The 12,701-nt window shown below is 46.6% G+C and carries 12 protein-coding genes; 1 reads left to right on the plus strand and 11 read right to left on the minus strand.

The features are described 5' to 3' along the window. Positions 1-11: 11 nt before the first annotated feature. The 11 genes from hpaA to ACY3ZI_RS04245 all read right to left on the minus strand — a co-directional run bounded on the left by hpaA (position 12) and on the right by ACY3ZI_RS04245 (position 11,638). On the minus strand, positions 12-899 hold the full coding sequence (gene hpaA, locus ACY3ZI_RS04195) for a 4-hydroxyphenylacetate catabolism regulatory protein HpaA (protein WP_211886589.1): 888 nt from the start codon (positions 897-899) through the stop codon (positions 12-14). Between the two features lie 280 nt (positions 900-1,179). Continuing rightward, positions 1,180-2,550 carry a 4-hydroxyphenylacetate permease gene (hpaX, locus tag ACY3ZI_RS04200; RefSeq protein ID WP_036954007.1) on the minus strand — a complete coding sequence of 457 codons (1,371 nt, stop codon included), beginning with the start codon at positions 2,548-2,550 and terminating at the stop codon, positions 1,180-1,182. A 154-nt stretch (positions 2,551-2,704) separates the two neighbouring features. Next, entirely contained in the window at positions 2,705-3,511 is an 807-nt protein-coding gene (hpaI, locus tag ACY3ZI_RS04205; RefSeq protein WP_036954009.1) for a 4-hydroxy-2-oxoheptanedioate aldolase, read from the minus strand. A gap of 10 nt (positions 3,512-3,521) precedes the next feature. Continuing rightward, positions 3,522-4,325 carry a 2-oxo-hept-4-ene-1,7-dioate hydratase gene (gene hpaH / locus ACY3ZI_RS04210; RefSeq protein WP_036954012.1) on the minus strand — a complete coding sequence of 268 codons (804 nt, stop codon included), beginning with the start codon at positions 4,323-4,325 and terminating at the stop codon, positions 3,522-3,524. 192 nt (positions 4,326-4,517) lie between these two features. Next, entirely contained in the window at positions 4,518-5,981 is a 1,464-nt protein-coding gene (locus tag ACY3ZI_RS04215) for an NAD-dependent succinate-semialdehyde dehydrogenase (RefSeq protein ID WP_036954015.1), read from the minus strand. Beyond that, complete coding sequence (locus ACY3ZI_RS04220; RefSeq protein ID WP_181478056.1) at positions 5,978-7,207, minus strand: Bcr/CflA family multidrug efflux MFS transporter; 1,230 nt, start codon at positions 7,205-7,207, stop codon at positions 5,978-5,980. The genes ACY3ZI_RS04215 and ACY3ZI_RS04220 overlap by 4 nt, the downstream gene beginning before the upstream one ends. A 56-nt stretch (positions 7,208-7,263) precedes the next feature. Further along, on the minus strand, positions 7,264-7,647 hold the full coding sequence (locus ACY3ZI_RS04225; RefSeq protein ID WP_154604480.1) for a 5-carboxymethyl-2-hydroxymuconate Delta-isomerase: 384 nt from the start codon (positions 7,645-7,647) through the stop codon (positions 7,264-7,266). A 9-nt stretch (positions 7,648-7,656) separates the two neighbouring features. Beyond that, positions 7,657-8,538 (minus strand): 3,4-dihydroxyphenylacetate 2,3-dioxygenase, encoded by an 882-nt coding sequence (hpaD, locus tag ACY3ZI_RS04230; protein WP_036954019.1) that lies wholly within the window; start codon positions 8,536-8,538, stop codon positions 7,657-7,659. A 234-nt stretch (positions 8,539-8,772) separates the two neighbouring features. Next, complete coding sequence (hpaE, locus tag ACY3ZI_RS04235; protein ID WP_006657319.1) at positions 8,773-10,239, minus strand: 5-carboxymethyl-2-hydroxymuconate semialdehyde dehydrogenase; 1,467 nt, start codon at positions 10,237-10,239, stop codon at positions 8,773-8,775. Then, entirely contained in the window at positions 10,239-11,006 is a 768-nt protein-coding gene (locus tag ACY3ZI_RS04240; protein WP_211886587.1) for a fumarylacetoacetate hydrolase family protein, read from the minus strand. Before ACY3ZI_RS04240 ends, hpaE begins: the two co-directional genes overlap by 1 nt. Before the next feature lie 2 nt (positions 11,007-11,008). Then, entirely contained in the window at positions 11,009-11,638 is a 630-nt protein-coding gene (locus ACY3ZI_RS04245; protein ID WP_036954023.1) for a fumarylacetoacetate hydrolase family protein, read from the minus strand. A gap of 461 nt (positions 11,639-12,099) precedes the next feature. Here ACY3ZI_RS04245 and hpaR point away from each other — a divergent pair, with 461 nt between their 5' ends. Beyond that, positions 12,100-12,552 (plus strand): homoprotocatechuate degradation operon regulator HpaR, encoded by a 453-nt coding sequence (hpaR, locus tag ACY3ZI_RS04250; protein ID WP_036954025.1) that lies wholly within the window; start codon positions 12,100-12,102, stop codon positions 12,550-12,552. The last annotated feature ends 149 nt before the right edge of the window (positions 12,553-12,701 follow it).

Consider the following 12,701-nt stretch of genomic DNA (forward strand, 5'->3'; position numbering starts at 1 on the left):
ATATCCGCGATCTAGTGGATATTTTGTTCACGCCATTGGCTCGGAGAGGTTCCCTCAGAGCGATTAAAAAAGCGGGCAAAATAGGCTGGGTCTTTAAATCCAAGTTGATAAGCAATTTCAGAAACGGGGCTATCGCAAAATAGCAGCATGCGTTTAGCTTCCCGCAAAATCCTATCGAAAATGAGCTTCTTTGGTGGGCGGTTGGCGAATCGCCGGCACATATCTTTTAAGCGAGATTCAGTAACACCGAGTTTATCCGCATAGTCAGGGACAGAGAGATGCTCGCGATAATGCATATCGATAAGCTGGTTAAAACGTTGGAATAATCGATGTTCACCACGAACGCCACTAACATGATGCTCGTCAAGGGGGACAGAGCGCAGTAAAAAGGTAAATAAGGCTTGGGCAAGCGAAGATAACACTTGGTCTCGACCAATATAGTTATTCGCAGATTCCCGCGCCATTAAATCCCAATAGTGATTAAAAGTTTCAATGTCTTGGGGCTTATCCGCGACAGATAAACAAATCGCCGGAATATCGACTCTATCCAGATTGGCTGAATAAAGAGACTCCAACAGCGGCGAAATTAAATCTTGCCGCACGGTTAATACATGCCCGTCAGTGTCTTCTTGAGTAAAAAACGCATGGGCGACAGAAGGGGGCGTCAAAATAAATAACGGTGCCTGCACAGAATAACGAGACTCATCCAGCTGGAGCGTGATATGCCCAGTGACTAGATAGTGTAATTGGAAATAGCCATCGTGACGATGCGCCTGCATGTCGCGGCCGAAGAAGGCGGCGAGTTTGCCGAAGGTTTGGTAGTGGACGTCGTCGTTGCCCAATACGTCATCGTAGTCCTTCCCAATATCTATGTTATTGATCAATTCTTTCCCCTTCATTCTTCAAGCCGCAGCGTTGTTGGCTTCATGAGTCAACCCTAGTCACATACTCAAGTATGCTCCCAGGGATTAACTCATTCGCCGCCTAGCTGCAACTCGAATTATTTTGGGGAATTACTCCCCTTTAACCTACAGATTTGTGAACATTAGGCAGCCACTGAGAATTCTGCCTGTAGCATGGTTAACTGCAACTCGAATTATTTTGAACAATATTTAAGGGGGATTAAATAAATTCAATTTTTCCAATCTGTTGCAGCACTCATTTCTTCAATTCGACCGTTTACGGCGTGGCTCTTGGTCTTGAGTTTTTCATTGGGATGGCGATGACCAGAAGGGCGCCGACCACCAGCAAACCAGCCACAAAATAAAGACCGGAATTGAAGCTACCCGTTTGATCTTTCAACCAACCGATTAATAGTGGACTGACCGCGGAGCCTATATTACCTGTTGCGTTGATTACGGCAATACCGATTGCGCGAGCGCGTAAACTGATCGACTGATCTGGCGTGGTCCAGAAAACGGCCATAGCAGTAAACGAACCGGTGGACGCCATAATGATCCCCAATAATTGGAGTATCGGCTGATGAGTCATCGCTGCGATGATCCAACCTGCCGCCGCAAACAAATACGGTAACGCAGTGTGCATCTTACGCTCTTGCAAGCGATCTGAGCGGCGACTCCAATAAATCATCCCCAAAATCGTACAGAACTGAGGGATCGCAGTTAATAGCCCAATCATGGCATTACTGCTGCCCTGATTAAAACTCTGCATAATTTGTGGCGTCCAAATATTAATGGCGCTCAACGTGTTAGTTAGACAGAAATAAGCCACGGTATACATTAAGATCACCGGGGTGAAAATCTCTTTCCACAGGCTGCTATTTTGCAGCGCAGTCTGGCTTTTTGAGCCGTGTGGCTGCACAAGCTCTAACTGGTCTTTATCCATCATCTCTTGCAGGGTGTCTTTATCTTCCTGAGTTAGCCACTTTGCTTTCTTCGGAGAATCATCCAGATAGAACCACACTAAAATACCCAGCAGAACGGATGGGAAACCTTCCAGTAAGAACAACCATTGCCAGCCTTTCAGATTTAACACACCATCTAGCCCTAAAATATAACCAGAAGCTAGTGAACCAAATGCCATAGTAACTGGCATGGCAATCATAAACAGAGCGTTAGCTCGTGCGCGGAAATAAGCGGGGAACCAGTAAGTTAAGTAAACTAACATACCTGGTAAGAAACCAGCTTCAGCAATACCCACCAGCATGCGTAAAATATATAAGCTGGTTGGCCCAGTCGCGAACATAGTGGCAGTAGAGGCAATACCCCATAGCACCATGATAGTGGCAATCCAGCGACGAGCACCGACAATGCCAAGCATGATGTTACTTGGAATACCAAAAATAATGTAGGTGGCGTAAAACAGCGTCGCTGCCAGACCAAACATGGTGGACGTTAGACCAATGTCTTTCCCCATTGTTAGCCCCGCAAAGCCGATATTAATTCGGTCTAAGAACGAGAAAACAAACAGAACAAACAGAAATACGATCAGTCGTTTAAAAAGCTTATTAATTACCCGCTGTTGCGGTTCGGTAAGGTTCTTATGTTGCTCTGCAGGGTTGGTGCTAGCAACATTCTGTGAATGACTCATTATAATGCCCTCTAATTACAATTTATTATAGGTACAAGGGTCTACTAGGCAGTCATTTGGGCTGCCTTGTTGTGGTTGCGATTTTATTGCTTACTATCTAGGTCGCTCATGAGCGTAGGGTAAAATTGAGCGACCTAGAGGAGTTCAGATTGCTTTAGTACACGCTAGATGCGCTGTTATCCATATCGGAAACCGTTTTACCGAATTTTGCGGCAAGGGCTTCAGCGGTGCGCGCTAGTAATGTGGTATCCACGCCAACGGCAACAAACAAGGCGCCGAGCTTAATATAGTGTTCTGCGATATCCGGTGCCGCCATCAAAATTCCTGGCGCTAAACCTGCCGCACGAATTTGCTTAATGGCATCTTCAATCACCGCTTTCACTTCAGGATGGTTTGGATTGCCAGAAAAGCCCATATCCGCACTCAGATCCGCAGGACCGATAAAGACACCATCAACGCCTTCAACTTTGAGGATCTCAGGCAGATTTTTGATAGCTTCGCGGGTTTCCACTTGGACAATCACGCACATTTCATCGTTGGCGCGTTTTAAATAATCGGGAATACGATTCCAGCGAGAGGCGCGCGCTAAGGCACTGCCCACCCCACGAATTCCCGCGGGTGGATAACGAGTTGAGCGTACCGCTTGCTCTGCTTGTTCTGCATTTTGCACCATCGGCAGTAACAGCGTTTGTGCACCGATATCCAGCAATTGCTTGATAATCACTGGCTCATTCCACGCCGGACGAACTACCGGTTGTGATGGATAAGGGGCGATTGCTTGTAATTGCGCTAAGGTCGTTTGCACATTGTTTGGTGCATGTTCACCATCGATCAACAGCCAATCAAATCCAGCACCAGCAACCAGCTCAGCACTGTATGGGCTGCACAATCCTAGCCATAAACCAATTTGTGGTTTGCCTGTTTTCAGGGCTTTTTTGAATTTATTTTCTAACAGATCCACAGTGAACTCCTTATGCAAAGCGGCAGCTAATTGAGCCCATCACGCCGTAGTCAACGTGGAAAACATCCCCTTTACGAGCAGGAACAGGGCGAGTGAATGAACCGCCAAGGATAATTTGTCCCGGCTGTAACTCCACATTGTGTGGGGCTAATTTATTGGCTAACCATGCCACGCCATTGGCTGGGTGGTTGAGAACCGCCGCTGCAACGCCAGATTCTTCGATCACGCCATTACGATAAAGCAGGGCGCTGATCCAACGCATGTCTAAATCACGAGGTTTAATCGGACGCCCACCTAAGATCACCGCGCCGTTTGCCGCGTTATCTGAAATGGTGTCGAACACTTTACGTGGGCGGTTAGTGTCAGGATCGATATTGTGGCAACGGGCGTCGATCAGCTCTAAAGCGGGGATCACATAGTCCGTGGCGTTATACACATCAAATAAGGTGCAGTTAGGGCCGCGCAGCGGTTTTGCTAAAACGAATGCCAGTTCAACTTCGATACGCGGAACGATAAAGCGATCCGTTGGAATATCACAGCCATCATCAAAGAACATATCATCGAGCAGTGCGCCATAATCAGGCTCATCAATCTGGGAACTGGCTTGCATCGCTTTGGATGTCAGACCGATTTTATGCCCTTTTAATACGCGCCCTTCCGCCAGTTTTAAGCCAACCCACTCTTTTTGAATGGCATAGGCATCTTCAATGGTCATTTCGGGATGATCCAGTGAGATTTGACGGATTTGCTGGCGGCTTTTTTCCGCTTGGTTTAGGCGTTGAGCGATTGTTGAAATGGTATCTTGTTGCAACATCTTATTTTTCCTTTTGCACCTCAGCTCGTCATACTTCGAGCTATAACTACGTTAGCTTCACGATAGGCTTGCGCCTATCCCCTAGTCACACGGTATGCTCCTAGGGGATTAGTCTCATTTACTGTTTTGTTCTAACTTGAATTATTTAGAGCTAAGATTTTAAAAGCGAAGACCGCCAGCTAATGTTTCTTTCTAATTAGAAAGACCACCAAAGCAGAGATATTTCACTTCCAGATAATCTTCGATTCCGTAACGGGAGCCTTCACGACCAAGTCCTGACTGCTTAATACCACCAAACGGAGCCACTTCATTTGAAATAATGCCTTCGTTAATACCCACCATGCCGCTTTCTAATGCTTCAGCCACACGGTAGATACGTCCGATATCACGTGAATAGAAATAGGAAGCCAGACCAAACTCAGTGTCGTTGGCAAGGTCGATAGCTTCTTGTTCATCACGGAATTTAAATAATGGTGCTAATGGACCAAATGTCTCTTCTTTCGCCACTTTCATGGATTCAGTCACATTGACTAATACCGTCGGTTCGAAGAACAGACCACCAAGGCTGGATGATTTACCGCCCGCAGCGATGCTCGCACCTTTAGCAACGGCATCCGCAATGTGCTCAGACACTTTATCCACGGCAGCTTGGTTGATAAGCGGGCCTTGCTCAGAATCAGCTTGGGTTGCTGGACCAATTTTTAATGCGCTCACAGCTTTCGCTAGGCGAGCCGCAAACTCATCGTAAACACCTTCTTGCACTAAAATACGGTTTGCACACACGCAAGTTTGTCCGCTATTACGGAATTTAGCGGCTAAAGCCCCTTGAACCGCAGCGTCTAAATCCGCATCGTCAAATACGATAAATGGTGCGTTACCGCCTAATTCCAGTGACATTTTTTTCACGGTATCTGCGCACTGTTCCATCAGCAATTTACCCACGCGGGTAGAACCGGTGAAGGTCAGCTTGCGAACAATCGGGCTAGATGTCATGACCGCACCAATCGCTTTGGCATCGGTACCTGGAACGATATTGAATACGCCAGCAGGAATACCGGCTTCTTCACCTAATGCTGCTAATGCCAGCGCCGATAATGGGGTTTCAGCCGCAGGTTTTAATACCATGGTGCAACCCGCTGCGAGGGCAGGACCGACTTTGCGGGTGATCATCGCATTCGGGAAGTTCCAAGGGGTGATAGCAGCGACCACACCCACAGGCTGCTTGATGGTCACTAAGCGGCGACCCGGCAGTGGGGATGGGATAGTTTCACCGTAAGTACGTTTACCTTCTTCGGCAAACCACTCAATAAAGCTGGCTCCGTAGGCAATTTCGCCCATGGATTCATTGATGGATTTACCTTGCTCAGTACTCAGGATCTGCGCAAGTTCTTGTTGGTTTTCCATCATTAAACGGAACCATTTGTTCAGAATTTGGCTACGTTCTTTCGCGCTTTTTGCACGCCATGCTGGCAATGCTTTTTCTGCGGCTTCAATGGCTTGTTGAGTTTCAGTTGCACCCACATTACTGACGCGAGCAATCACTTCTCCATTTGCCGGGTTAGTCACATCAAACTGGCTACTGTCTTGGGCATTTACCCATTGACCATTAATGTAAGCCTGCTGGCGGAATAATTTAGAATTGGTGTTTAAGCTCATTTTTCGTTGTTCTCCGAAGACACTGAATGAACGTGCGCGTGGACATTTTTAGCGGACAAGCGTTGGCTTGAAAAACTCAGTCCGGCACAAATCGCCATTACGAGTGCCATAGCAAATGGGGATTCATCTTGTAGTATGGACACTGCAACACTGGCAAGGGCTGCCAAGGCAAACTGAATTGAGATGGCGAGCGCACTGGCGCTGCCTGCGATTTTCCCGCGGTGTTGCAGTAACAGTGACAAACTGTTGGTGCCGATAGCATTAACCATCGATAGGAACAGAACCACTAGGATAACAATAATTGGTAGGCTTTGTTGATAGAAAATTAACAACAGAACACCAAAAATCAATTGGATACCGCTTTGCATGCCCAAAATTCGTGGCAGGCTATACACCTTGAGCAATCGGACATTCAGCAGCAACATGGCAATCATGCCCAAAATATTGCAGCCAAACAGCAGCCCATAATACTGTTCAGAAACACCAAAGTAGTTGATATACACAAACGGTGAACCACTGATAAAGGCGAACATACCGGCAAAAGAGAATGCCATAGTACCAATAATGCTCAGTGCTTCTCGGTCTGTGAGCACCAACCGATAATTATGAAAGGCGACACCGACTAAATTGCGGGATTCACGCTGATGAGGCAAGGTTTCAGGCAGCAGTAAGAAAATAGCTGAAACAGAGCACAGCCCCACGGCCGCGAGAACATAGAAAATCACCTGCCATTCAAAATGAATTAATAAAAAACCGCCCACTAATGGTGCTAATAATGGGGCTATCATGGTGACTAATGTCATCAGTGATAACACTTTAGGCAGCTCGCTAGAAGGATACACATCACGGGCAATGGCGCGCGCCATCACTATCGCTGCACCACTGCCAAATGCTTGCAATGCTCTAAAGGTAATTAAGGCTTCTGAGCTGGTGGCCTGAGCGCATAACAGGCTAGCGAGGGTGAAAATGACCAGCCCACTGAGCAACATTTTACGGCGACCCAGCAGGTCGCTTAGGGGACCATAAAACAGCATGCCGACGCAGAAGCCCGCAAAAAACGCCCCGAGGGTGTACTGCATTTGTCCTTGGGTGGCATTCAGCGCTTGCGCCATTTGTGGCAAGGCTGGCAAGTACATATCAATCGATAGGGGACCGAACGCCACCAGTGAACCCAGTAACGGGATCAACCAGCGCGGTATCGGTCTATTGGTAAATGAAATTGGCATATTGCCCCCTATCGATATTCATCAATCACGATTTAAATTTTTATGACTTAAGCTTTTTATGATTTAAACAGTGCATGCACATTGTTCTGCTTATAGTTCAGAACAGGATCAAGCTCTTCCATAGTGAAAGAGAGTGCCAAGTAACGCTTTGCCATTAAATCGGCAAAATGGGTTTTGATCAGATCAAACAGCATTTCCCCGGTTTTTTGGCGATCTTCGAGGGAGCGACCCGCACCAATTTTTAAGGTCATATGCACAAACGCGTAATCGTGTTTGCCATCCGCCATTTGCCAAGTATCCAACCAGATTGCACGGCTACGAATGCCCCCTAATGGGAAAATTCCAGTGCCAGCTAGCGCGCTGTTTACTTTAGCGAACAGCTCGGGTAGGGCTGCTTCTTCACGAATGTTGTCGGTGCATTCAGCATAAAAATGAGGCATATCTGCTCCTTATGCGTTGGCTGTTTGTTTGTCAGTGATAAACTTTGGTAGTGGGAAAATCGCGTTGATTTGCCCAGTTCCGGAGCTGGCGAACAGGTCGGTTAACACTTCCACTTTCTCATCATATTTATCCCAGCCCAGCAGACCCAGCAGCATCACGGTGTCATGCATGTGACCTTCGCCATAGCAGTAATCCGCGTACTCCGGCAGCATCTTGCAGAACTCAGCAAAACGGCCTTCACGCCACAGTTTGACGACGCGTTTGTCCATTTGCTCATCGAATTCGCGGGTATAGCTGTTCATGCCGTCTTCTGCACGATGGTCATCGATAAAGCGGTGAGACAGGGAGCCGCTCGCGAGTACCGCCACTGTACCGTCATATTTTTCAATCGCAGTCAGTACGGCTTCGCCTAATTTACGGCTAGTTTCAAAGCTGTGTGAGGTACAGAATGCTGAGATAGAGATCACTTTAAAGTGGCGATCGCTGTTCATATAACGCATTGGAACCAGCGTCGCGTACTCTAGAGTTAGGCTTGGAATTTCATGAGCTTGAGCACGAACGCCTAGCTTGCGAGCTTCTTCACCGATCATCTGACCCAATACAGAGTTGCCGTCATACTCATATTCCATATCGCGGATAAAGTGTGGCAGCTCATTACTGGTATAGATGCCTTTGAAGTGATCGGCGCAGTTAATGTGATAAGCACTGTTGACCAGCCAGTGAGTGTCAAAAACGATAATGGTGTCGACGCCGAGTTCACGGCAGCGACGACTGATTTCTTTGTGCCCATCGATGGCGGCTTGGCGACAGCCATGGTTTTTGCCCGGCAGTTCAGATAGGTACATTGATGGGACGTGTGTGATCTTTGCGGTTAATGCCAACTTACCCATGTCTTTTCCCCTTCGCTTATCCGTCATACTTCGCGCTGTAGCGTTGTTGGCTTCATAAAGTCACCCTAGTCACATACTTCAGTATGCTCCTAGGGATAACTTCACTTGCCGCCTAGCTACAACACGAATTATTTAGGATAAGTAGCTAAATTAATTATCATTGATTCAAAATTACATATAATTCAAATCGTATAGATTACTTAATTGATTGAAGAATAATGGTATTTCAATAAATTACACACCCCAGCGTGGGATGTTGTGGTCGCCGTAGGAGATACAAACGTTCTTCATTTCGGCGAAGACTTCGAAGCTATACTCGCCGCCTTCACGACCCACGCCAGAGGCTTTTACGCCGCCGAATGGTTGACGTAAATCACGGACGTTTTGGGTGTTAACAAACACCATGCCCGCTTCGATATTGCGAGAAAGACGCAGGATCTTGCTGACATCTTGAGTCCAAATATAAGACGCCAGACCATACTCAACATCGTTCGCCATACGCAGACCATCTTCTTCGGTCTTGAATGGAATTAAACAAGCGACGGGTCCGAAGATCTCTTCTTGAGCCACACGCATGCGGTTGTCCACATCCGCCAGAACCGTTGGGCGCAGGAAATGACCATTTTTCAGATGAGCTGGCAGATCCGTTGGTTTGTCTGGACCACCCGCTAACAGAGTTGCACCTTCTTCCATACCAATACGGATATAACCAGACACTTTGTTCCAGTGCTGTTGGCTGATCAGGGCGCCCACTTGGGTTTTTGGATCGGTTGGGTCGCCGACGATCAGGCGATTTGCACGCTCAGCAAAGCGCTTCACAAATTCAGGGTAAATGCTTTCTTGGATGAAAATACGTGAACCCGCGGTACAGCGCTCGCCATTGATAGAGAAAATAGTGAACAGCGCGGCATCCATTGCTCGTTCAATGTCGGCATCTTCAAAAATCAGAACCGGAGATTTACCGCCTAATTCCATTGAGTATTTTTTTAGACCCGCGTTTTGCATAATGGCGCGACCCGTTGCTGTGCCCCCAGTGAAGGAGACTGCGCGAACGTCATGGTGTTTTACCAGAGCGTCACCGGCTGTTGCACCATAACCTTGCACCACGTTCAGTACGCCCGCAGGGATACCCGCTTCAAGGGCTAATTCACCTAAACGGTTTGCAGACAGCGGAGACAGTTCAGACATTTTTAGAACCGCGGTGTTACCTAGCGCCAAACACGGTGCTGTTTTCCATGTTGCCGTCATAAATGGCACGTTCCACGGAGAAATTAATCCGCACACACCCACAGGTTGGATCAGGGTGTAGTTCATCATTTTGTCGTCAACCGGATAGGTGCGACCATTCATTTGCTGGCAAATTTCAGCAAAGAATTCAAAGTTGTGTGACGCGCGAGGGATCAGAACGTTTTTAGTTTGGTGGATAGGTAAACCGGTATCGTTGGTTTCCATCTCAGCAATTTGCGGAACGTTTTCGTCGATCAGCTCACCTAAGCGGCGCATTAAGCGTGCGCGCTCTTTCATTGGCGTGTTTGCCCACTTAGGGAAGGCTTCTTTTGCAGCGGCAACCGCTTGGTTTATTTCGTCTTGACCGCCGGATGCCACTTCCGCTAATACTTCACCCGTTGCTGGGTTAGTGGTTTCGAAATACTCTTTGCTTTCAACGTTTTTGCCGTTGATCCAATGGTTAATCTTAGTCATCACACTCGCTCCTCATACTCTTTTGCGCTGATAATGGTATTGATCAGCCTGCCCACACCTTCAACTTCAACGATCACTTCATCACCTGGAACCACATCAGACAGCCCTTTTGGCGTGCCCGTTGCGATCATGTCCCCTGGTTGCAGTGTCATAAAGTCACTCAGGTAGGCAATTAAAAATGGGATATTAAAAATCAGATCCGCGGTGGTGCCTTTTTGACGCAATTCACCATTAACGTAGGTGTACAGTGCGAGGTTGTGTGGATCTTTAATATCTGATTTGTCTACCATCCATGGGCCGATTGGCGTCAATGTATCGCGGCTTTTTACGCGCAGGTTTGGACGGTAGTAATTCTCTAAATAGTCACGGATAGCGTAGTCATTACACACGGTGTAACCCGCGACGTAATCCATGGCATCTTCTTGGGAAACTTTGTGAGCCGCTTTGCCAATAATCACCACCAGCTCAGACTCATAGTGCATGTATTCAACATTGTCTGGACGAACGGACACTTGGCGGTGACCTGTTAAGCTGTTTTCTGCTTTAATAAAAATTAGTGGCTCTTCAGGCGGCTTAAATTCTAATTCAGTGGCGTGGTCGGCATAGTTTAGACCTAACGCGAATAAGGTACCTTGTGCAGGTGGTAGCCACTCAACATCTGTGTTATCGCCAGAAATCACGTTGCCGTTTGGCAGCTTGATGGCTTCGTTGTCACCGACAGTGACGGAATATTCAGTGCCTTGATAACGAATTTTTGCGTGTTTCATTATTATTGTCCTCCTGCCGCAACAACGCTGTTCTTGAGGCTTGGGAAGCCAGCTGCTTGGATCTCAACCTGGTCACCCGGTTTGATGGTGACGCGCTGATGAGGGGTACCCAGTAAAATCACATCTCCTTGTTTTAGGGTTGCGAAGTCGCTCAATGCAGCCACTAATTCGCTTGCGCTACGAACGAGATCCTTGGTTGACCATCTGTCAGCTTCTTTGCCGTTAATCAGTGTCACTATCTCAACAGGTGAAGATAACGACGTTTTCACTAACTCGCCGATTGGGCAGAAAGTATCACGGCATTTTGCTTTAATCGCAGGGCGGTAGAAGGTGTCTTCTGGCAGGCTAACTTCATTCGCCAGTGCAAAGCCAGCAATGAACTCCAACGCATTTTGTGCAGTCACTTTGCGTGCATCTTTACCAATCACCAGCGCCAGCGTTGCACCGCTTTGTACTTCTTCACCAGCAGGATGCAGGATGTTATCCCCGGAATTAATGCGTGTATTACGCGGCTTAATAAACCACACAGGTGTTTTCGGTGGGGTTTTATAAGGGGCTTGCTGGAACGCCTCGAGCCAATGATCAAGTTGGCTTTGATGGTTGAGGGCAACGGCAAAAACAGTGCCTTTCATTGACAACTCCTTATTAAAGAGATCGATTCTGAGTAATTATTAATATATTAATAAAGTATTATTTTGTAATAAGCAATAGCTTTATGGAAATGTTAATTTTAATTGTGATCTTATTAACATAATAAAGGGGTCTTCATGTAACTGACTGTATATAATGAGTTTATTATTTTTTTAACTTTTAAAAATTTACAATATATTAACTTTGATTTTTTGATAAAATTTATTTACTCATTAATATTTTGGTGTTTTTCTTTGTGATTGTTAGTACTGCATGCTACTCTTGCATTTAAGATAATTGAGTGTGTTGCAGTTACCCTATGATTTATTGCTAACCCTAAAGCGACGTTAAAAACCGTCGCGTTAAAAATGGCAGCGTTAAAAATGGTAACCAGCACGGAGGCTGACTAACCCCCGGTAGTGGGTGTTTCATAACTTTAAATAGCGTGGTGAGTTTTAAGCTTATGCATGAATCATTGACAATTGCATTATTACAGGCGCGAGAGACCGCAATGGGCTTCTTTCGACCGATATTAAAGTCCTATAATTTGACCGAACAGCAATGGCGTATCATTCGCGTGTTAGCGGATAATCGCTCTATTGATTTTCATGAATTATCAGTGCAAACCTGTATTTTGCGTCCAAGCTTAACGGGGATTTTGACTCGTATGGAACGCGAAGGGCTTATTTTCCGTTTAAAGCCATTGAATGACCAACGTAAACTGTATGTCTCACTGACCCCTACAGGGCAAGAGTTGTATGACAAGGCACGTCAGGAAGTTGAAGAGGGTTATCAAAAGATTGAACAGGCTTTCTCTCAAGAGAAAATGCAGCAACTGACGGCTCTGCTGGATGAGTTGATTGCGCTGGAGAGCCCGGATTATAGTAGTATTATGGATAGAAGCAAGACAGCCTAAATACTCGTCATACTTTGAACCGCAGCGTTGTTGGTTGCGCTCAGCTACTCGGGTCACATACTTGTGTATGCTCCCCGAGATAGCTTCACTTACCGCCTAGCTGCAATTCAAATTATTTAGAGTATTGTTTTTCTGGCATATTTTAGTGA

This window comes from Providencia sp. LY12, from assembly GCF_057621555.1.